We start from the raw sequence: 19536 nt of genomic DNA, 5'->3' as shown, positions 1-19536 counted from the left end.
CACCAGGGCGGGCTTTTTTTACCCGTATTTATCTAGTTCCTCGCCCAGCCGGAGCTTCCTTGATCACCCTCCCCCAGGAAGCTCGACTTTAGCTCGTATACGCGCTTTTTGTTGCCCAAGAGCACCCAACAAATCGAGGAGTTCTGCAGCCGAATCCATCACGGCATATCTTGTTACAACCACTCACTTCATGGCATTGACTGCATAGAACTTTGAGCTTTCCCGTTGATCTTAATACTAGGCGTCCTTTAAACCGTAAGCGCCTACTGACCCCATATAGGTTCAAAAAAATGAAAATGACAATAGCGTCCCTAGCTTTGGGTGCTCTGATTTCTCAAAGCGCAATGGCCGCCGGAGACGGCACAGCTGCACTTGGAGGCGGCGTTGGTGGCTCACTTGGCAATATCGTAGGCCAACAACTAGGCGGATCAACTGGCGCAGCGGTAGGTGCGGGCATAGGTGGTGCTGCTGGTAGCGCTATAGGCGCACCAAAAGGCAACAAAACCGAAGCTGCTATTGGTGGGGGCATTGGATCGGCTGGAGGTTCGGTTATCGGCAATAAACTAGGTGGCTCTACTGGCTCCACCATAGGCGCTGGTCTTGGCGGTGCTGCCGGCGGCGCAGTAGGCAATAACCTTGCCGACGACGGCAGCAGGCACAACTCAAGTGGCAAGCATCACAAGAGAAACAACAAGCACAAGAACAAGAACAAGAACCGCCGATGAGCCAAGCATCATATCGATGCGAGAGCCCTGTCCTAGCGCCGGGCTTTACGTATCGTCGTCCAACCATTGAACAGGCACTCAGCATAACCTCACATTAGTCGCGCTGAATGACCAGCGTCCCTAGTGTTGTATAGAGCCCGCCTGTACGGGCTTTTTATTGCCTGTTATTCGCTGACCACTGCTGTGCCTGTGAGAAAGCATGGACGACTAGCGACCTAAGTAGCATGGGCGTCCAGTCCCTTCAGCTACTGGCCTTTTTGTGAGTTCACAACATCCTGCAGCGCTTTGTTAGTCAGGCTGATGCATTTCTGTGTGTCACCTGCCGCCTTTGCTTTTTGTGCCTCGATTCTCGCATCGCGGATCTGGTCGAGCAGCGGCTGCCCCAAGGTGCTGGCAGTGGCCTTGTAGTCGGACAGCTTCTGTAGATTGATGGTGCACATATCATCGGCAGCAAAAATGGGAGTCGCGACTAAGCCGGCTAAAACAAACAGAACTGATCGTTTCATAACGCTCTCTCTTATTGGGTTGTGAAATTCCACTATAGCCGTGGAAAGGTATATCTGCCTGTAGCGCCTACAGGCCTGCCCTGCCCAATGGTGGCCGTGCGCCACGAATGGTAGAGTTCGGGCTTAATTATAGGAGGGGTCGCTGTGAAATCATGGATGTCTTCGATTGCCATTTGCGTAGCGCTTTCCGGGTGCTCGGACGACGGTCCGTGGAGCGGCCCTGCCGGCACAAAAATGGGAATCAGCAAAGAGCAGTTAGGAAAATATTCAGTTCTAGAGTCTGTCGGAAGTAACAACATCGGCACCACGATGTTTAGCTCTAAACAAGCCCCCTCGATGACCTCCGCGGCCGATACATACGAGTATGTATTTAGTCCTGAGGGGCAGCTATGCATGGTGCAGATGAGGTTTGAAAGCGTACGTCAGACCGCTTCGCCGTTAATGCTAGACCTCAAAACCAGGTACGGTTTGCCCGCGAAAGACCCAGCAGTATCTTGGGGTGTAGTGTGGTCGTCAGAGAAGTACAAACTTAGCGATAACCTTTCCGAGATTTCAGCTGAGTTTCAGGGCGAAGAACCAAATGTTTCTGCCGTCGTAAGCTTCTCGTTTGAAAACGTTAAGGATTGCAAGCCGCAATCCTGATAAGCCGATCCGTCTTCCAGCCCGCCACTGAGCGGGTTTTTTTGTGCCCAGAGAAAATCAATTACCAAACGGTATTGACTTAAATTATTACCATGAGGTAACTTTAACCCATCGCAGCAACACACCGCAGCGACCCGCTCTTTAACAACCTGATGGACGCCGAGCTGGCCGATGCATAGCCAGCAGACCTACCGCGTAACGGTAGGCAGCGATTCGACCTTATGTCGGCGCTGGGCACAGGAGACCTCATTCGGAGGGCGCGCTGGAGAAGCGCGTGATGACTTGACGGCCAAAGGCCTGATGGGAGTTGACGTGAAAGCGAACGTTGGCCTGTGCAAGAGAACGGAATTTTTCACTGATGCACCTGGTAACCCGGGTGCATTGGGAAAACAACCAAGGAGTAGGACCATGTTGATACTCACCCGCCGCGTAGGCGAAACCATCCGCATCAACGACGACATCAGCATTCAGGTGCTGAGTGTTAGCGGGCAGCAAGTGAAGATCGGAATCACTGCCCCGGATGATGTGGCTGTGCACCGGGAAGAGATTTACCTGCGGATTCAGGCAGAGCGCGAGTCAGTAAGGGCGGCTTGATTAGAAAGTGTCACTTCTGCGCACTCACTAGTGGCAGCAGGATAAAGCCGCAAAGAGCACGTATTAAACGTGCTCAGAGATAAGGCCTGAAAGGATCAGTCGTCCCTATCGTCACGATCGCGGTCATACCGTCGATAATTGTCACCACGATCATACCCTCGGTCATAACCCCGATCATCATGACCTCGGTCGTACCCACGGCCATTGTCGTAGCGTCGATCACGGTCATGACCATGTCTTCCTCCGTCATCCCAGATAGGCATGCAGCCACCCAGCAAGAGAGAGCCTGATAAGGCCAAGATCATTATGGCTGTGCGCTTCATTTGAGCGTCCTGAAAATTAAGGTCACGGATACGACTACAAAACGGCTCAATGATTCATTGGCCAATACTACGTTTAAAGCCTGATCACAGGCTCTCTCGTCCTGCAATTTACCCGCATGCACTCCCCTCCGCGCCTAACGGCAACCAGCGGAACAAAAGAGTGCAACCGAATTTTGTTGAACCCATACCCGCCATTCTGGAGGCGACCATGCATCACAGCATTCAATCGCGCCGCGACATCGTCGACGGCTTGCATCAGCGCTCCCGTATTGCCACTGCCGATTTCTACAGGCTGATTGGGCGGCCGGCACCGGTGGTCACCTACCGGATGACAGTGAAGCCGGCGGGACGCGACTTCTTCCATGTGGTGGACAACCGTACCGGAAAGGTCATGGGCTTTCGCCGCAACCACAACGAAGCCTGCGCACTTGCTAGACGCCTGGAAGGAGGCGAGTCATGACTGATTTTCTCGATACGCCAGAAGGGCCAGATTGGCTCCACGATGCAATCAACTCGCTGATCTGCGGCGACAATGTCACGGCGCCCCGAGCCCATAGAAAACCGGTTGTCTTGGTCACTCCGCAGTCGTTGTGGGAAGCGCTGGCCGAACACCTTGGCGCACAGGAGCACATCGCTCCGCTGCTGACTGACAGCCGTGAGTATCCAATAGAACAATTGCTTTGCGAGATAGTTGCCGACGGGCGCCGCATACACGGCAACGCCTACGACTTGGCTTGCAAGGCTCTGGGCCAGCCCAAGGCCAAGCATCACCCCACCGCGCTGCATGATGTAGCCGAGGCTCTGATACGGCCACACGCCAACGAGTACGGCCTGGCCCGGGCCGAAGAACTGGAGGTAGATCGAGCAGCGGATCCGGCGGAGCAGCGCAAGGCAGAGGCAGCATGACAGGCCAACAACGCACCAGACGCTTCGTATTCTGGCGCAGCTCTTTCTTCGCCCTCGGCACCTGCACCGCGCTCATGTTGTTCAGCGCCCTCTCAGCGCCAGTCCCTCAATAGCACACACCTTTCAAAAGCTGCGCCAGTGCGCGGCAAGGAATTGTTATGTCCGCACAAAGCGTGGCGCCGGTGGCGCACGAACAAACCCTGCACGTCCTCCCTCATGCTGCGACCAGTACCAGCGCCCTGGTGCTCGATGGCGACAGCCTGGACAAGATGATGCGCCTGGCCGACGTCATGGCCACCGGCCGCGCCACGGTGCCGAAGCATTTCAACGGTAACTCGGCGGATTGCCTGGCGGTCGTAATGCAATCAATGCAGTGGAAAATGAACCCCTTCGCGGTTGCGCAGAAAACGCACCTGGTGAATGGCGTTCTCGGCTACGAAGCCCAGCTTGTGAATGCAGTCATCACCACCTGCGCACCGGTTCTGGATCGCCTGCACTACGAGTGGTACGGCGCCTGGGAAAAAGTGATCGGCAAGTTCGACATCAAGACCAATAGCGAAGGCAAACAATACCGTCAGCCAGGCTGGAAACTCGAAGATGAGGAAGGCCTGGGTGTCAAAGTCTGGGCCACCTTCCGCGGCGAAGATGAGCCCCGCGTTCTTGAGTTACTGCTGGCCCAGGCCCGCACCCGCAACAGCACGCTGTGGGCTGATGATCCTCGCCAGCAGTTGGCCTACCTCGCCACCAAACGCTGGTCGCGCCTTTATTGTCCTGATGTGATTCTCGGCGTGTACAGCCCGGACGAGCTCGAAGAAGCCGCCCCGGTTATCCGCGATGTCTCGCCGCCTAAGGGCCGGGCCACCGCAGAGCTTCCACCCTACCCCGACGACAAGTTTGCCGAGAACCTGCCCAAGTGGCGCGTAGCGGTCGACTCCGGAAGGTCAGCACCTGACCACCTGATTGCAACCGTCAGCAGCAAATTCACCCTGAGCGAAGAGCAGATCGCAAAGATCAAAGCGCTCGCCCCCATTGAAGGAGAGCAAGAATGAAAATCCATAACGTCGCTCAGGGCTCCGAAGCCTGGCATGCGCTCCGCGCCAACTACTTCACCGCCTCCGAGGCCCCGGCCATGATGGGTGCTTCGAAGCAGATGAAGCGTACCGAACTACTCAGCGCCAAAAAGACCGGCCTCGACCGCGATGTGTCGTGGTGGGTGCAGAAATACCTGTTCGACAAAGGCCACGAAGCTGAAGCGATGGCTCGCCCAATTCTGGAAGGTCGGATCGGCGAAGACCTGTTCCCCATCGTCGGTACCCACGGCGACCTGCTCGCCTCGCTCGACGGCTGCACCATGCTCGGCGAAACGCTGTTCGAGCACAAAATGTGGAACGAGCAGCTCGCCGCCGATGTGCTGGCCGGGAACCTTGATCCGCACTATTACTGGCAGCTCGAGCAGCAGCTGCTGGTGAGCGGCGCCGAGAAAGTGATCTTCGTTTGCTCCGACGGCACAGAAGACAAATTCGTGTCGATGGAATACACGCCAGTGCCCGGCCGCGCCGCGACACTCGTTGCCGGCTGGAAGCAGTTCCAAGCCGATTTACTCGACTTCACTCCGACCGAGGTCGTGCCCGAAGCGCTCGGCAAGACGCCAAATAGCCTTCCAGCGCTACGCATCGAAGTCACCGGCATGGTCACCTCCAGTAACCTGGAGCAGTTCAAGGTTCACTCGCTGGCTGTCTTCGCGTCGATCAACACCGAGCTGGAAACAGACCAGCACTTCGCCGACGCCGAGAAGACCGTCAAATGGTGCGGAGACGTCGAAGAGCGGTTGGCCGCGGCCAAACAACATGCGCTGAGCCAGACCGAAAGCATCGACGCCCTTTTCCGAACCATCGACGAGATCAGCGCCGAGGCGCGCGCAAAGCGCCTTATGCTCGACAAGCTGGTGAAGGCCCGCAAGGTGAGCATCCGCGAAGATATTGTCATGGATGCCGCGAAAGCGTTGCAGGCGCACATAGACCAAATCAACACCTCGCTGCGCGGTAAGGCCCGCATGCCGGCCGTTCCTGCCGACTTCGCCGGCGCCATCAAGGGTAAGAAATCGATCAGCAGCCTGCGCGACGCTGCCGACTCGGAGTTGGCGCGGGCCAAGATCACCGCCAGTCAGATCGGTGACAGCATTCTCGCCAACCTGGCTAGCTATGGCGAGCTCGCCGTAGACCACACGTTTTTGTTCAATGACCTCCAGCAGCTTGTTCTGAAGGCTAACGACGACCTGGTGGCGCTGATCAAGGTGCGAATCTCTGACCATCAGAAATCCGAAGAAGTGACAGCAGAAGCCACCCGGACGAGGATTAGAAACGAAGAGCTGCAGCGGATCGAGGATGAAGCGAAAACCAAGGCTGTCGTCGAACCTGTAGTTCAGTCTGCACCTGTCGCGACGTCGGCCCCGACCAGAGCCGCGCCGGTATCACAGGAAGCCCAGAAGCCTACCGCAACGCAAACCACTCAAACGGTAGCGATGCAGGCTGACGTCTACGACTTAGAAGCTTTGATCAAGGCTGTCGCCTACGGCCAAGCCCCAATCTCGATGCTGAAAGTGGATTGGGAAAATCTCGACGCCCTTGTCGCGGACCTGGGCACCAAGTTCAGCATGGCCGGTGTGAGGCTGGTGAAGGTGGCCGCATAATGAGTAAACGTAAACCGCATAACCTCAAGGCCCGTATCGACCGATCATGCAGAGCACTGCTGGCCACCAACCATGTGGCAGTGGTTAACATCGACCCTAGTGGTTACCAGGGAATGATCAACTACAAATCGCTGAAGAACATCGCGCCCGGGAAGATTGGGCAGGCAGTGTGCAGCATTGCCCACCGCTGGACGATCTACCTCAGCGTTCTTTGTATTGATGCTCGCGGTGACCGCTACAGCAAGTCAGTAGAGATTGCGCCCGATGGCGTCTATCTCTCCGACCATCTGGAGGACGTGATCGAGCATTGCTACAAGCAACTGCGCGACGCAGCCAACCAAAACCAGATGGTGGCCTCGGGGTGGATCGCCATTCCTGAGTCGATATCGCTCGAAGAAAATCACGCAGCACGGATCTTTGAAGCGGTCGGCGCCTGGAACCAGCAAAAGGTTGCGGCATGAAACGCATAGCCCGCATCCAGCAACGCAAACGTCAAACATGGCTGGCACTGCCGGCCAGCGGAATTGAAGAGGTAGGCAATGGCTGCCCAGCAGAAAGAACGATCAGCAAAGACTGCGGCGAAGCGAAAAGCCCGCGGCGAGGAAGAGTTGCGAATGCATGCCATGGCCGGCACCAGGCAAGCGCTGGCTGACTTGATGGCCTGGCACGGCATCGAGGAACAGGGCGAGGCCATGACGCTGATGATTCATCACCTGCATGCCCTCGGTCCTGCTGGATCTGCGCAACTCCTAAAGCCTCCGCGACACAAAATCTCGATCAATGAAAGCGTGTCGCGCAAACTGGAGCTTGCTTACCAGCGTGAGGCTTTGAGGATTGGTCGGGATGACTAATTAGCGTTTTTTTGCTTCTTCCATCACTTGTCTAATTATTGCGTGGACATTCTTAATATCATCGTGGCTCACGGCCATACGGCCACTATCCATGACGACTGATTCCGCATCAATTTCCAGCAAATTTAAATCAATGTTCTGTTTTCTGGCAGCCAGAATTATTGCTACCGCAGCGTCAGCCAAATTTGCTTCACTTTTATTCACGTATTTCTCCTTGATCCGGCTCCATGCCGCCATCCGTATTACCCCAACAGGAACCAAATTGCCATCACAGGTTACGGAGGGCAACGCTCACCTGGAAGAGCTTTCGAAGCTGCCTGGCAAAAACGGCGATCCGCCGCGACCCTTCTTTTTCTTGCGGGCTTTCCCTTTCTTCGCCCCTAGAGCTCTTTTCATCGCCGCCTTCGCAGCTTCGTCCGGCGTTAGCTCTATGCCATCTGCTGCAGCTTGAGACTTTGCTGTATCGAGTCCACTCATGAATCGGCGGGTGCGTTTATCGAATGACATTTTTACCCCCTGATCCGGCCCTATGCCGGTGACCCGTAATACCCAAGCCAAATTAAAATTTCCACCCACAGCCAAATTGGAAAGAGACGGACAAGGCCCATTGTTAAAACCAACCCAAGCAGTTCCGCCTGGATAGATCAATCAAAGCAGCTCGAAGCTTCTCTGCTTTTGTACGCGCATCCGCTATGTACTCGTGACGATCGTGTGGTGATGAGTCTTCGATAAGCGCGAAAATTTTCTTCTGAAGCCCGATCCAACGCCTAGAGGTTTCATTAAACTCATCTGCCTTGAAGAGCATTTCCAGCATAATAATGTCTGTCGCAAGTTTGTATCTTGCTATAGGCCAGTTGGTTTCGAGTTCTTGTTTTTCATGGGTGGTCAATCCGTGAATCTGATGATCGCCATTAACTTCGCTATCAAGAAAGCGATGGATCAAATCAGTTTTTTCCAGCGCTGAACCAATCCGACTATATCGCTCCGTCCATAGTTTTTCTCTTTTGGTTCTGACAATCGCAAAATAGGCACCTACTGCTGTGCCCACTATTGCCAAAACAAGCGGCACCCAAAACGTAACCATTCAACACATGCCTCCGAAGCATTTCTTTGGAGAACCAATACCCCATATAAACGAATCACGCCAGCCGGCGAGGATCCCATATGCCCAATATCACCTATGGCTCTGTGTGCAGCGGCATCGAAGCCGCGACACATGCCTGGCACCCGCTGGGCATGGTGCCTTCCTGGTTCGCCGAGATTGAGCCGTTCCCCTCGGCGGTCCTAGCCCACCAATACCCCTACGTGCCGAACCACGGCGACATGACCAAGCTGGCTGCTATGGTGCTTGCCGGAAAGATCCCGGCGCCGGACGTACTAGTCGGCGGCACCCCGTGCCAGGCCTTCTCGGTCGCTGGTATGCGCGAAGGCCTCACAGACCCGCGCGGCGCCCTAACCATCAAATACGTGGAGCTTGCAGATGCAGTTGACTATGTTCGCGCCGGCCAGCGAAAGCCCGCCAGCGTCATCGTCTGGGAGAACGTCCCAGGCGTCCTCAGCGACAAAGGGAACGCCTTCGGATGCTTTCTTGGCGCGCTTGCTGGGGAAGACTGCGAATTGCAGCCTTCAGGGAAAAGGTGGTCGGACGCTGGTTGTGTGTATGGACCCAAAAGAACAATCGCGTGGAGGGTCTTGGACGCCCAATATTTCGGCTTGGCCCAACGACGCCGTCGTGTGTTCGTTATCGCAAGTGCTCGAGACGGGTTCGATCCCATCAAGGTACTTTTTGAGTCAGAAGGCACTCGCCGGGATAGCCCGCCGCGACGGCCGGAGGAGTTGTCACTTCATCCTACTCTCACGGCTAAAGGGGGAGGCGCTCTCGATGACAGAGAGGCCTATGTATTGGAGCCCGAAGGCGTTCGCCGCACCAGCGTGATTGAGTGGGAACGATGCCAAGGCTTTCCAGACAACTACACGCAGATCTCTTGGCGCGGCAAGCCTGCCAGCGAATGCCCCGACGGTCTCCGCTACAAGGCGATTGGCAACTCTAAAGCCGTCACAGTGGTTCGCTGGATTGGCCAGCGTTTACTGGCTCAATTGGGAAGCCGATGAAGTTGTATATCCGCAGTCGAAAGGATCGGAACTTCACTACGGTCACGCATGCGATTCAGCACTGCACGTGCGTCCTCGACATCGGGCGCATAGCCACCCGCCATAGCCGCTATCAAGTTCCCACTGATGATGTGCCGGCCGCACTTTGGGCAACCAACGTCCCTACCGCCGTATGCCGTGTCGTAATCGACTGATTCGGTTCCGCAAATGAAGCAAAGCATATACGCCTCCCCACATTGATCGACCAACTGTAGCCGATATTTACCCACTCCACCTCCCGGGTATGGCCCGGCAAGGACTCCCCATGCCTACAGAAAGCAAACTCACCTTAAAGCAACAGCGCACCGAGCAGATTAACCAAGTGATTCGAATCATTGGCAGTCACGGCCGGCGTTTCTTTTTCAATCAAGCGGCAAACCGCTACGCCAGTATGGAAGTGGATCAGCGCGGCAAGGTCTGGTTTATCGATGACCACAGCTCCCAGCGGATCTTCACTCATAAAACAAACTGGGGTGGACGGTGGCGTGGCTTCAGCCATGGCGGCACGCTTCGGTCACTCGTTGAAGGGTTCAGAGATTACATCCGCACCGGCGAGCCAATGCACCCTGGCTATCTCGGGCCTGAGCGGTTTGATGACAGCAACATCTGGGGATACGACATTGAGGGGATGCACGCTGTACGCGAGCAAGCCGGAGCCCTACCCGTCTTCCGACAGGCCATAACGGAGGCAACATGAAAGCCCTCCGACGAACAGTAAAGATTCGTGGCGCCCTCATGCGGCCGCAGGACCTGCAAACCATCTGCGATAAATGCGACAGATCACGCGCCCACGTCAACCACACCGAATGCAGCAAGTTGCGCCAGACCGAAGCGGCTGAGCGTCGCGCACGAGAGAATATATAACTCACCACCCCTAAGGCGCAGGCGCCCAAGGCAAGGCAGTTATCGCTCAACTACCACTAGCAGCGCAGCCCACATTCCTTTCCCGGCCATGAGTCCAGACAGATTCGAAGTCGAAGACTTCACCCGACATCGTGTCGACACAGGTTGCTTGGATGATGAGCAAACTAAAGTCATTATTACCGTCTACACCGATGTATTTAACGTTATCTGCAGAAATAAGCTTGTCAACTTTGAGCTGTCTGCCCTGTAAGTTTTCAGGCGTTATCCAAGTCAATGTCTCTTCATTGGCTTGGATCGTCCAGAACGGCTCATTACCTCTTGCGAAAAACTTTTTAACGGTTTCGTTCGACTCAATTTTTTGGGGTGAGCCTGCCTTGAATGTTTGGAATTCAGCTACATCGCCAACAGGTTGAGGCTGGTGACATGCCGTCAACACTGACATTAAAAAAGCGCCCCCGAGCACCGAAAATATTCTGTAACTCATGGTGATACATTCCTTCTAGGTGTAGCGATCCAACATAACAAAATACATTCACATTACTAGCCCTGTCAGTTCGCCCTCCCTTCAATTCAAAGTCAGCCGCTATAGCGACAAGGACGAAGTCATGCCTGAACAAAATGTTTTTACTCAACCGCTCCCCGTCAATCGCGATGCTGATGGTTGGTGGTCGCATCCCGATTACCTGTCAGAGTTCGACGACGAAATCACCGAAGCGCAGTTCAACGATTGGTGCGAGCGCCACCAGGTGGAAACGAAGATCACCTACATGGAATCCGATGTAGAACCCGAAATCTTCGACACCTACATGAGTGACGGGCAGGTCAATTGCTCAGCCTGGGAGATCCAGCATCCGGCAGAGCCGGGCTGGTTCATTCTTTCGATTCATGATGCTGAAGATGGGCCGGTCTGCATTTGGGGTCGGCAGGTAATGCCATGACCACCCCAAAGGCGGCATGTGCTGCGCTTGCCAGCACGCCCGCCGAGATTGCAGCGCCCTTCCCTTCATAGATATGCCGCCGATACAGCGCGATGCCAGCACGGTCATCGTGCGGTGCACCGACTTCAAGCGTTAGGCCTAAGTCTCTATCTAAACCACCTTCTGCCGCCAAGCGCGGCATGGAGCATCACCATGGCAGCAGCAGAACAGCTTGATGAAAACGTCATGGGCGACAAGGTGCCCGAAGCGAAAATGGCCGAGATCCTCGGTACCACAATCGCCGCCTTACGCTCGAAGCGTGCACGGAATCAAATTCCCCTCGGAGTTTGGAACAAGCATGGCAGCAGGATCCTCTACAGCATTAGGAGATATCACGAATGGCTCGAAAGTCAGTGGGTATGCCCGCAGGAATGGACATCCACCACGGTTCAATCCGCATCCGATTTATGTGGAACGGCTGCAGGCGCAGTGAAACGCTCCCCTATCCCCCGACACAGAAAGGCATCAAATCAGCCGCACAGACTAGTGATCAGGTAAACAGCCTGATCAAGCTGGGGTTGCTCGACGACGATAAGTACGTCGAGCTGTTCCCTGGCTCTACAAACGTATCCGGCGGAAAAATCAATTTTGGAGAGTATGCCCAGCTCTGGCTGGATAGCCGCGAAATTGTCGGCGGTACAAAGCTTGGGTATACGGGAGCGCTGAACCTGTACTGGATGCCGACCCTTGCATTGGTGCGGATCGATTTGATCACCACCACACTTCTGCGCCGCACAATGGCGAGCATCAAATGGTCGTCGCCGGCAGTGAAGCGCAATGCCTTGGTCAAGCTTTCGACGATCCTCAAGTCCGCGGTTTCAGAGGAGCTAATGGCGAAGAACCCGGCAGCACCACTTGAGCTTCCGAAGCGAAGCAGGAAAGAAATTGACCCCTTCACTCTGGAGGAAGCCAACACCATCATCGAGAAGCTGTACCAGCACGACCACTGGCCCAGCACTATTTATGCGGCTTTTTTCGAGTTTGTGTTTTTTACGGGTATGCGTCTATCTGAAGCCCTGGCCTTGCGGTGGGATGCAGTGAGCATTGAGAAAAGGACTGCCCACGTCTGTCGTGGGATTGCCTTGGGGGAAGTGGTGGAGCGCACAAAAACTGGCGGTGATCGCTTTGTTCTACTCAACGAGCGAGCATTGCACGCTCTGTCGTTCGCCAAAAGATATGCAGAACGTCGGAAAACAGGGGTAGGAAAGATCCTTGAAACGCCTTTCATTTTCCCTCCATCAAAGAACAGCGAGTACGTGAGACAGACGTCTGACCTACACAAACAGTGGAAGCCCACCCTGAAAACACTGGGGTTGCGATACAGACCACCATACAACTGTCGTCACACCTATGCGACAATATGCATTATGTCTGGCATGAACCCCGCATTCATCTCTCAGCAGCTTGGCCATAGCGTCCAAATGTTGCTGTCGACTTATGCGCGATGGATCAACTCAAGCTCAGATTGGAGTGAGCTTGAAAAACTCCAAATTGGTCCCAAATTGGTCCCAGCCCAAATACGCGCTCTCTAAGCTATTGATAGGTAAAGTAATTGATCTCCACAGCAAATATCACGATGCAGTTCGGCGCAAAGCCGCTATTCGAGAACGTATCCGTAAAATTCAGCGCCGGTAACCGTTATGGTTTGATCGGCGCCAACGGTTGCGGCAAGTCCACCTTCATGAAAATCCTCGGCGGAGACCTTGAGCCGTCCGGCGGTCAGGTCATGCTGGAGCCGAACGTACGTCTGGGTAAATTGCGTCAGGACCAGTTCGCCTACGAAGAATTTACCGTGATCGATACCGTGATCATGGGCCACGAAGAGCTGTGGAAGGTCAAGGCTGAGCGCGACCGCATCTATTCCCTGCCGGAAATGACCGAAGAAGACGGTATGGCCGTGGCCGAACTCGAAACCGAGTTCGCCGAAATGGACGGCTACACCGCTGAATCCCGTGCCGGCGAATTGCTGCTGGGCCTGGGTATCGGTATCGAGCAACACAACGGCCCGATGAGCGAAGTGTCCCCAGGCTGGAAGTTGCGGGTATTGCTGGCGCAGGCACTGTTTTCCGATCCTGAAGTACTGCTGCTCGACGAACCGACCAACCACCTGGATATCAACACCATCCGCTGGCTGGAAAACATTCTGACCCAGCGCAACAGCCTGATGATCATCATCTCCCACGACCGGCACTTCCTGAACAGTGTCTGTACCCACATGGCTGACCTTGACTACGGCGAGCTGCGCCTGTTCCCGGGCAACTATGACGAGTACATGACGGTTGCGACCCAGTCGCGCGAGCAACTGCTGTCGGAAAACGCCAAGAAAAAGGCTCAGATCAACGAGCTGCAATCGTTCGTCAGCCGTTTCTCGGCCAACGCCTCGAAATCCAAGCAAGCCAGCTCCCGTGCCAAGCAAATCGACAAGATCACCCTGGCCGAGGTCAAGCCTTCGAGCCGTGTCAGCCCGTTCATTCGTTTCGAACAGAACAAAAAGCTGCACCGCCAGGCGGTCATCGTCGAGAATATGGCCAAGGGCTTCGACGGCAAGACCCTGTTCAAGGACTTCAGCTTTACCGTTGAAGCCGGTGAGCGCGTAGCGATCATTGGTCCGAACGGTATCGGCAAAACCACACTGTTGCGCACCCTGGTCAATGAACTGACCCCGGATGCAGGTACGGTCAAGTGGACTGAAGCGGCAGAACTGGGCTACTACGCCCAGGATCACGCCCACGACTTCGAAGACGACTACACCCTGTTCGACTGGATGGGCCAGTGGACCCAGGGCGAGCAAATGGTACGTGGCACTCTGGGCCGCATGCTGTTCTCCAACGATGACATCCTCAAGTCGGTGAAAGTGATTTCCGGTGGTGAGCAAGGTCGCATGCTGTTCGGCAAGCTGATCCTGCAAAAGCCGAACGTGTTGATCATGGACGAACCGACCAACCACCTTGACATGGAATCCATCGAAGCACTGAACCTGGCGCTCGAGAACTACCCTGGCACCCTGGTCTTCGTCAGCCATGACCGTGAATTCGTATCCTCGCTGGCCACTCGTATTATCGAGCTGAGCCCAAGCGGCGTGATCGACTTCAGCGGTACTTACGATGACTACCTGCGCAGCCAGGGCGTTGTGTTCTGATATCGGACACTGCGCATCGCTGAACAAAGCGTCATAACGAAAACCCCGTCACACTGACGCAATGCTGTTCACATAAGCAAACCCTGCCTTTGCAGGAGCGAGCTTGTCTCGCGATGATTGTTAACGAGAATGCGTGTTACAGATTGAACACAGCACCCTCGAGCACATCGCGATACAAGCTCGCTCCCACCGTTGAGACAGCAGTCGTTTACGTGACCGGCATTGCGCCCGCTGACGGGGTTTTTCGTTTCTGCCAGACCACGAATATCGTTAGCCTGCTTTCTTTTGTCCCGGGGCCACGCCATGATGCCGGTCTACGACTGACAGCCGGACACTCTGCTTATGCCTGCGCAACATCCCTCCCCCGCGAGCTCGCTGTCGGTCACGCTGCAAATTCTGTCAATCGTGTTCTACACCTTCATCGCCTTCATCTGCATCGGCCTGCCGATTGCCGTATTACCGGGCTATGTCCATGACCAGCTGGGTTTCAGCGCCGTGGTTGCAGGCCTGGCCATAGCGTCGCAGTACCTGGCCACCTTACTCAGCCGACCCGGGGCCGGACGTCTGGTGGACAGCCGCGGGACCAAGCCCGCCATCGTTTATGGCCTGACTGGAATCGCCATCAGTGGCGCTCTGACGTTGCTGGCAGTGATGCTCCAGGACTGGCCATTGCTGAGCCTGGGGGTCTTGATTGTCGGGCGGATTTTCCTGGGCATCGCCCAGGGACTGATAGGTGTCGGCACTATTGTCTGGGGTATTGGCCAGGTTGGCGCCGAGCACACTGCCCGGGCAATCGGCTGGAACGGCATCGCGTCCTACGGTGCCATTGCCATAGGTGCGCCGCTGGGGGTGGTGATGATCGACCGCCTTGGCTTCCTCAGCCTGGGCATCGCCCTGCTCGTGCTGGCGGTGCTGGCACTGCTGCTGATACGCAACAAGCCTTCGATCCCGGTGGTTCGCGGCGTCCCACTGCCCTTCTGGTCAGTGTTCAGCCTGATTGCCCCGTACGGCATCAGCCTGACTCTGGCCTCCATTGGCTATGGCACCCTCACCACATTCATCACCCTGTTTTATATCGACCGCGGCTGGTTCGGCGCAGCCTATTGCCTATCGGTATTCGGGGTGTGCTTTATCCTGGCGCGGCTGTTATTCACTAACAGCATCAATCGCTTTGGCGGCTACAGCGTGGCGATCGCCTGCATGACCATCGAAACCGTCGGTCTTGGATTGCTGTGGCTGGCCCCCTCAACCGGCTATGCCCTTGCGGGTGCGGGACTGGCGGGGTTTGGCCTGTCCCTGGTGTACCCGGCCCTTGGCGTAGAAGCCGTCAAACAGGTGCCCCTCACCAGCCGCGGCGCGGGGTTAAGCGCCTATGCCGTGTTCTTCGATCTGGCGCTGGCCATTGCCGGGCCGATCATGGGCGCCATTGCGTTGAACATGGGCTACCCATGGATCTTTTTCAGTGCAGCACTTTTGAGTGTTCTGGGCTTGACCCTGACGGTCGGGCTATCCCTGCGCAAAGCCCGCTAGCGCCTCGACCAACAGCCCTTACGGACCTGTTGCGACCGTACTCGTGGTTGGCGATGAGCCCAGGGTTTTGCTGAAAAACCGCCCGGCCTCGTAAATCAGATCGCGATGGACATTCTCGCGATCGACCCCCAGGGCATCCGTACACAAACCGGGCATTACCGCCTTTTGTGCATCGGTACAGGGCGCCATGAACACAAAATGCCCGGCACCGGGGATCACCTTGAACTCAGGCTCCACCGGCAGTTTGCGCGCCAGGGCATCGGCGTTTTTATCGGGGTACACCAGCTTGTCGTTATCGCCGCTGTAGAGCAGCACGGGCACATGCACTTGCGCCAGGGTTTCACGCCCGAACATCAGGCTCAACGGCGCCATCAATAACAGCGCACGCACCCGTGGATCGGCTACCGGCACCAGATCATCGCGGTCGGCGGTCAACTCGCCCTTGGTGGTGCACGCATCATGATCATCCGGGCGTTCCTGACAGTAACGGCGCAGGCGGTCCAGATCGGGCTGGGCTCCGGCCAGGATCAGAGCCGTTTCGCCGCCTGCGGAATAACCGATGACTCCCACCTCATCGTCATGCACATAGGCCGAGAGTTCGGGGTCGGCCAGCACAGCGCTGATGGCCGCCGAAATCTGCATCGGGCGGCCGTAAAGATTACTCAAGGTGCCCAAACGGCTATGGTCCTTATAGTTATCTCCGGGGTGCAGTACCGCCACCACCACAAACCCCTTGCGCGCCAGCGATGTAGCCAGATCGTGCAGGGCCAACGGCGTCCCCGTGTTGCCATGGGACAACAGCAGCAGCGGGTAATGACCCATGGCGATTTTGGCCTCTTCGGTGGCCTCGATCTCATAACCGCCGATTTTGCTTATGCCTTCGGCATCAGTGGACGGATAAAAGGCAATGGCATGCATCGGCTGTTCATCCAGCGGATCGAGAAAACTCAGGCGATGAAAACCCGCACTCCAGTGCACCGCGGGCTCGGCCAGCGCCATGACGGGGCAAGTTGCCAACAACAAAACCAGTACTGCCCACAGACGCATCATCGATGCTCACCTTGAATGACGCCCGGTTAATGCCAGCGCTGCCAGGACCTTGATCCAGAGGCTTTGCATAACCCGAGCCAGAGGCTAAGGCCAGACGTAAAAAACTCCGTACCCTGGCCACTTCAAGCGCCCAGAATACAGAGTTTAGTAGGTGTAACGATTTAGATAACTTACGCCGCGCTGAACAGATCCTGCTTAATTTGCGCCTGTGCATCGTTCATGGCTTTGCTGCGAACTTCATCACCATAGGCAAGGCCATGGGCCCGTACGAACTCAACATCGGTGATCCCCAGAAAGCCCAACAGCACCTTCAGATAGTCGTCGTGGGCTGCGCCAGTGGCTTGCCCGGCGTGCATGCCGCCGGAAGTCGAAACCACGATGACTTTCTTGTTGCCGCACAGGCCCTGGGGGCCGGCTTCGGTGTAGCGGAACGTCTGGCCGGCCACTGCGATCCGGTCGATCCAGGCCTTGAGCTGAGTTGGAATAGTGAAGTTGTACATCGGAGCAGCAATCACCACTGCGTCCGCTTCCAGAAATTGTGCCAGGGTTGCAGCGCTCAACTCGGCTTCGTGCTTTTGCGCCGCATCGCGCAATTCGGCCGGGGTACCGGCAGCTACCAGAGTCGCTGCCGAGAAGTGATTAATGGCCTCGCTGGCCAGGTCACGATAACTCACTTCAACCCCTGGCTCTGCCGCTTGCCAGGCCTTGACCACTTCGCGGCTCAACTGACGCGAAGCCGAGTTGTCGCCCAGAATGCTCGAATCGATATGCAATAGTTTCATGGTGATCTCCAAGTGAGGACCGCCACTGGGCGATCAAGTGAGGTAGATGCTACCAATGAATGCAATCGACGATAAGGCTGCCAACATGCGATAGTTCGTCCCACCTGTAGGACAGTGAGCCCAGCCATGCAAGACCTTAACGATCTCTATTACTTTGCCAAGGTGGTCGAAGCCGGTGGTTTCGCTGCTGCCGGCCGTTTGCTCGGCATTCCAAAATCGCGTTTGTCGCGACGTGTGGCCGAACTTGAGGAACGTCTCGGGGCGCGCCTGCTGCAGCGGACCACGCGTCAGTTGAAGCTGACCGCCGTCGGCGAGCGCTACCTGAGCCATTGCCAGGCCATGTTGCTGCAGGCCGAGATGGCAGACGAGGCTGTCGCCAGCATGTCCAGCGAGCCGCGGGGGCGCTTGCGGGTGTCCTGCCCGGTGGGGCTGGCCCATGAATTCATGCCCGGAGTCATCAGCTCCTTTCTGAGTGCCTACCCTCACGTACAGCTGGAAGTGATTTTGCTCAACCGGCGCGTCGACCTGATCACCGAGGGCATTGATGTGGCCTTGCGCGTGCGCGAACTGGGGGATGAAGACCCGTTGCTGGTCACCCGCCGCTTACGTCAGGCCCAGACGGTAATGGTTGCCAGCCCGGAATTTGCCCGCCAGTGGCCGATCAATAGTCCTCACGACCTGAAAAACGTGCCACTGCTGGGCGCACTTGAAGCTGACCGCATGGTCCATCTGCGGATGCTCGATGAACAGGGAAAAGCCAGCGACCTGGTACTGGAAGCACGGCTTGGCATTGATGATTTTGTGGTACGCAAAGCCTGCGCACTGTCTGGTCTTGGTTTTACCGTGCTGCCCATGATGTATTGCGAACAGGAACTGCAAAGTGGCCAGCTGGTACAGTTACTGCCCAAGTGGTCACTGCCCGGCGGCTGGCTGCATGCCGTATATCCCCATCGACGCGGGGTGATGCCGGCCGTGCGGGCCTGGATCGATCACCTGGCCGAAACGTTCAACCGTTGTGGAGACAAATTGCTATGAACCAGGCCATGACCAAGCAACAGGTAGCCGACTTCTGCCGCAGCTTGCCCGGGGTCAAGGAGGATGTGAAATGGGGCGGGGTCGAGGTGTTCTACATCGACCAGAGCAAGATGTTTGCCCTGTTCAACCTCAACAGCAACGGGCTGTCGTTCAAGGTCGAGAAAGACTTGTTCCTGGGCTACGTGGACCGCCCGGGGATACGCCCGTCACCGTATCTGGCGCGGGCGTACTGGATCAATATGCAGGCGCCCTACCCCATGGGCGCCGCAGAGTTACAAGACCTGCTGCGCCGCTCCCACCAGCTGGTGGTCGGCAAACTGCCGAAAAAACGGCAGATCGGCTTGCTCCTCTGATGGCTTACAGATCCGCGAAGGTCAGCTTCAGGAACAGCACATCAATCCACAGTGCCTGATGCACGGCCACGATCAGCCAGAACCACAGCTGATAGGAGAGTTTGCGGGTTTTATGGCGAAACAGCTGTTGCGCCACCAGCGCCCCGGGCCAGCCGCCCAGCAACTCGACCCCGTGCAAGACCTTCTCCGGGGTGCGCCACTGACCGGCTTTGGCCTGTTGCTTGTCGTACCAGTACAGAGCAAACGCCAGGCAGCTTGCCAGGCCATAGACCAGTAACGGTACGCGGCTGATGCCGGTGAGCAACAGACTCACCGAACCGCCCAAGGGCAACGCGCAGACTGCTACAAACACCAGCAGCTTGATCTTCAGGCCACGAATCGGCGCGCCGTTTTTATCGGGCATCCCTCCATGGCCCGCC

At 56.3% G+C, this 19536-nt stretch carries 26 protein-coding genes; 17 read left to right on the top strand and 9 right to left on the bottom strand.

Annotation, left to right across the window (positions count from 1 at the left end):
• Positions 1-290 precede the first annotated feature (290 nt).
• A complete protein-coding gene (locus JQ845_RS04650; RefSeq protein WP_203008553.1) occupies positions 291-725 on the top strand; it encodes a hypothetical protein in 435 nt (144 codons plus the stop codon).
• A gap of 245 nt (positions 726-970) precedes the next feature.
• On the opposite strand, the gene JQ845_RS04645 is transcribed toward JQ845_RS04650, so the two are convergent.
• Positions 971-1231: a hypothetical protein gene (locus JQ845_RS04645; RefSeq protein ID WP_203008550.1), complete on the bottom strand. Its 261-nt coding sequence runs from the start codon at positions 1229-1231 to the stop codon at positions 971-973.
• 144 nt (positions 1232-1375) lie between these two features.
• On the opposite strand from JQ845_RS04645, the gene JQ845_RS04640 reads away from it, so the two are divergent.
• Together JQ845_RS04640 and csrA are read left to right on the top strand one after the other, a co-directional pair.
• A complete protein-coding gene (locus tag JQ845_RS04640; RefSeq protein WP_203008539.1) occupies positions 1376-1873 on the top strand; it encodes a hypothetical protein in 498 nt (165 codons plus the stop codon).
• Positions 1874-2281: 408 nt separating this feature from the next.
• Positions 2282-2467, top strand: a complete 186-nt coding sequence (gene csrA, locus JQ845_RS04635) for a carbon storage regulator CsrA (RefSeq protein WP_203008536.1) — start codon at positions 2282-2284, stop codon at positions 2465-2467.
• A gap of 73 nt (positions 2468-2540) precedes the next feature.
• Here the strand turns inward: csrA and JQ845_RS04630 are convergent, their stop codons facing one another.
• Positions 2541-2696, bottom strand: a complete 156-nt coding sequence (locus JQ845_RS04630) for a hypothetical protein (protein WP_203008533.1) — start codon at positions 2694-2696, stop codon at positions 2541-2543.
• A 302-nt stretch (positions 2697-2998) separates the two neighbouring features.
• On the opposite strand from JQ845_RS04630, the gene JQ845_RS04625 reads away from it, so the two are divergent.
• The 6 genes from JQ845_RS04625 to JQ845_RS04600 all read left to right on the top strand — a co-directional run bounded on the left by JQ845_RS04625 (position 2999) and on the right by JQ845_RS04600 (position 7236).
• Positions 2999-3250 carry a hypothetical protein gene (locus JQ845_RS04625; protein WP_203008765.1) on the top strand — a complete coding sequence of 84 codons (252 nt, stop codon included), beginning with the start codon at positions 2999-3001 and terminating at the stop codon, positions 3248-3250.
• A complete protein-coding gene (locus JQ845_RS04620) occupies positions 3247-3696 on the top strand; it encodes a hypothetical protein (RefSeq protein WP_203008529.1) in 450 nt (149 codons plus the stop codon). The genes JQ845_RS04625 and JQ845_RS04620 overlap by 4 nt, the downstream gene beginning before the upstream one ends.
• Positions 3697-3854: 158 nt before the next feature.
• A complete protein-coding gene (locus tag JQ845_RS04615; RefSeq protein WP_203008527.1) occupies positions 3855-4745 on the top strand; it encodes a RecT family recombinase in 891 nt (296 codons plus the stop codon).
• Positions 4742-6385: a YqaJ viral recombinase family protein gene (locus JQ845_RS04610; RefSeq protein WP_203008525.1), complete on the top strand. Its 1644-nt coding sequence runs from the start codon at positions 4742-4744 to the stop codon at positions 6383-6385. Before JQ845_RS04615 ends, JQ845_RS04610 begins: the two co-directional genes overlap by 4 nt.
• The gene (locus JQ845_RS04605; RefSeq protein ID WP_203008523.1) at positions 6385-6846 is read left to right on the top strand and encodes a hypothetical protein; all 462 of its coding nucleotides are present in this window, start codon (positions 6385-6387) and stop codon (positions 6844-6846) included. The genes JQ845_RS04610 and JQ845_RS04605 overlap by 1 nt, the downstream gene beginning before the upstream one ends.
• 78 nt (positions 6847-6924) lie before the next feature.
• Positions 6925-7236, top strand: a complete 312-nt coding sequence (locus JQ845_RS04600) for a hypothetical protein (protein WP_203008521.1) — start codon at positions 6925-6927, stop codon at positions 7234-7236.
• Here the strand turns inward: JQ845_RS04600 and JQ845_RS04595 are convergent, their stop codons facing one another.
• From JQ845_RS04595 to JQ845_RS04585, 3 genes are all read right to left on the bottom strand, one after another.
• Positions 7237-7440 (bottom strand): hypothetical protein, encoded by a 204-nt coding sequence (locus tag JQ845_RS04595; protein WP_203008519.1) that lies wholly within the window; start codon positions 7438-7440, stop codon positions 7237-7239. It lies immediately after the preceding gene.
• Between the two features lie 87 nt (positions 7441-7527).
• Positions 7528-7743 (bottom strand): hypothetical protein, encoded by a 216-nt coding sequence (locus JQ845_RS04590; RefSeq protein ID WP_203008517.1) that lies wholly within the window; start codon positions 7741-7743, stop codon positions 7528-7530.
• Between the two features lie 103 nt (positions 7744-7846).
• Positions 7847-8320, bottom strand: a complete 474-nt coding sequence (locus tag JQ845_RS04585) for a hypothetical protein (protein ID WP_203008515.1) — start codon at positions 8318-8320, stop codon at positions 7847-7849.
• Positions 8321-8400: 80 nt separating this feature from the next.
• Here JQ845_RS04585 and JQ845_RS04580 point away from each other — a divergent pair, with 80 nt between their 5' ends.
• Together JQ845_RS04580 and JQ845_RS04575 are read left to right on the top strand one after the other, a co-directional pair.
• Positions 8401-9348 carry a DNA cytosine methyltransferase gene (locus JQ845_RS04580; protein WP_203008513.1) on the top strand — a complete coding sequence of 316 codons (948 nt, stop codon included), beginning with the start codon at positions 8401-8403 and terminating at the stop codon, positions 9346-9348.
• Between the two features lie 304 nt (positions 9349-9652).
• Positions 9653-10084: a hypothetical protein gene (locus tag JQ845_RS04575; protein ID WP_203008510.1), complete on the top strand. Its 432-nt coding sequence runs from the start codon at positions 9653-9655 to the stop codon at positions 10082-10084.
• Positions 10085-10297: 213 nt separating this feature from the next.
• Here the strand turns inward: JQ845_RS04575 and JQ845_RS04570 are convergent, their stop codons facing one another.
• Positions 10298-10735, bottom strand: coding sequence for a hypothetical protein (locus JQ845_RS04570; RefSeq protein ID WP_203008506.1), 438 nt, complete (start codon positions 10733-10735; stop codon positions 10298-10300).
• 121 nt (positions 10736-10856) lie between these two features.
• Here JQ845_RS04570 and JQ845_RS04565 point away from each other — a divergent pair, with 121 nt between their 5' ends.
• The 4 genes from JQ845_RS04565 to JQ845_RS04550 all read left to right on the top strand — a co-directional run bounded on the left by JQ845_RS04565 (position 10857) and on the right by JQ845_RS04550 (position 15897).
• Positions 10857-11189, top strand: coding sequence for a hypothetical protein (locus JQ845_RS04565; protein WP_203008503.1), 333 nt, complete (start codon positions 10857-10859; stop codon positions 11187-11189).
• 377 nt (positions 11190-11566) lie between these two features.
• A complete protein-coding gene (locus JQ845_RS04560) occupies positions 11567-12760 on the top strand; it encodes a tyrosine-type recombinase/integrase (RefSeq protein ID WP_203008500.1) in 1194 nt (397 codons plus the stop codon).
• A 20-nt stretch (positions 12761-12780) separates the two neighbouring features.
• Complete coding sequence (locus tag JQ845_RS04555; protein ID WP_003445814.1) at positions 12781-14367, top strand: ABC-F family ATPase; 1587 nt, start codon at positions 12781-12783, stop codon at positions 14365-14367.
• A gap of 342 nt (positions 14368-14709) precedes the next feature.
• Positions 14710-15897 carry an MFS transporter gene (locus JQ845_RS04550; protein WP_003445815.1) on the top strand — a complete coding sequence of 396 codons (1188 nt, stop codon included), beginning with the start codon at positions 14710-14712 and terminating at the stop codon, positions 15895-15897.
• 18 nt (positions 15898-15915) lie between these two features.
• On the opposite strand, the gene JQ845_RS04545 is transcribed toward JQ845_RS04550, so the two are convergent.
• Positions 15916-16947, bottom strand: a complete 1032-nt coding sequence (locus tag JQ845_RS04545; RefSeq protein ID WP_010657155.1) for an alpha/beta hydrolase family protein — start codon at positions 16945-16947, stop codon at positions 15916-15918.
• Positions 16948-17117: 170 nt separating this feature from the next.
• Entirely contained in the window at positions 17118-17729 is a 612-nt protein-coding gene (locus tag JQ845_RS04540) for an FMN-dependent NADH-azoreductase (RefSeq protein WP_003445824.1), read from the bottom strand.
• 126 nt (positions 17730-17855) lie between these two features.
• Between JQ845_RS04540 and JQ845_RS04535 the strand changes: the two genes are divergently transcribed.
• Both JQ845_RS04535 and JQ845_RS04530 read left to right on the top strand, forming a co-directional pair.
• Entirely contained in the window at positions 17856-18764 is a 909-nt protein-coding gene (locus JQ845_RS04535; protein ID WP_203008497.1) for a LysR substrate-binding domain-containing protein, read from the top strand.
• Positions 18765-18772: 8 nt separating this feature from the next.
• Positions 18773-19117 carry an MmcQ/YjbR family DNA-binding protein gene (locus JQ845_RS04530; protein WP_003445826.1) on the top strand — a complete coding sequence of 115 codons (345 nt, stop codon included), beginning with the start codon at positions 18773-18775 and terminating at the stop codon, positions 19115-19117.
• Positions 19118-19121: 4 nt separating this feature from the next.
• Here the strand turns inward: JQ845_RS04530 and JQ845_RS04525 are convergent, their stop codons facing one another.
• Positions 19122-19520, bottom strand: a complete 399-nt coding sequence (locus JQ845_RS04525) for a DUF1294 domain-containing protein (protein WP_003445827.1) — start codon at positions 19518-19520, stop codon at positions 19122-19124.
• Positions 19521-19536 lie beyond the last annotated feature (16 nt).

The organism is Pseudomonas paraversuta (genome assembly GCF_904063065.1).
GTDB lineage: Bacteria > Pseudomonadota > Gammaproteobacteria > Pseudomonadales > Pseudomonadaceae > Aquipseudomonas > Aquipseudomonas paraversuta.
The sequence above is the reverse complement of the archived record's forward strand: the minus strand, read 5'-3'. Positions and strand labels throughout refer to the sequence as shown.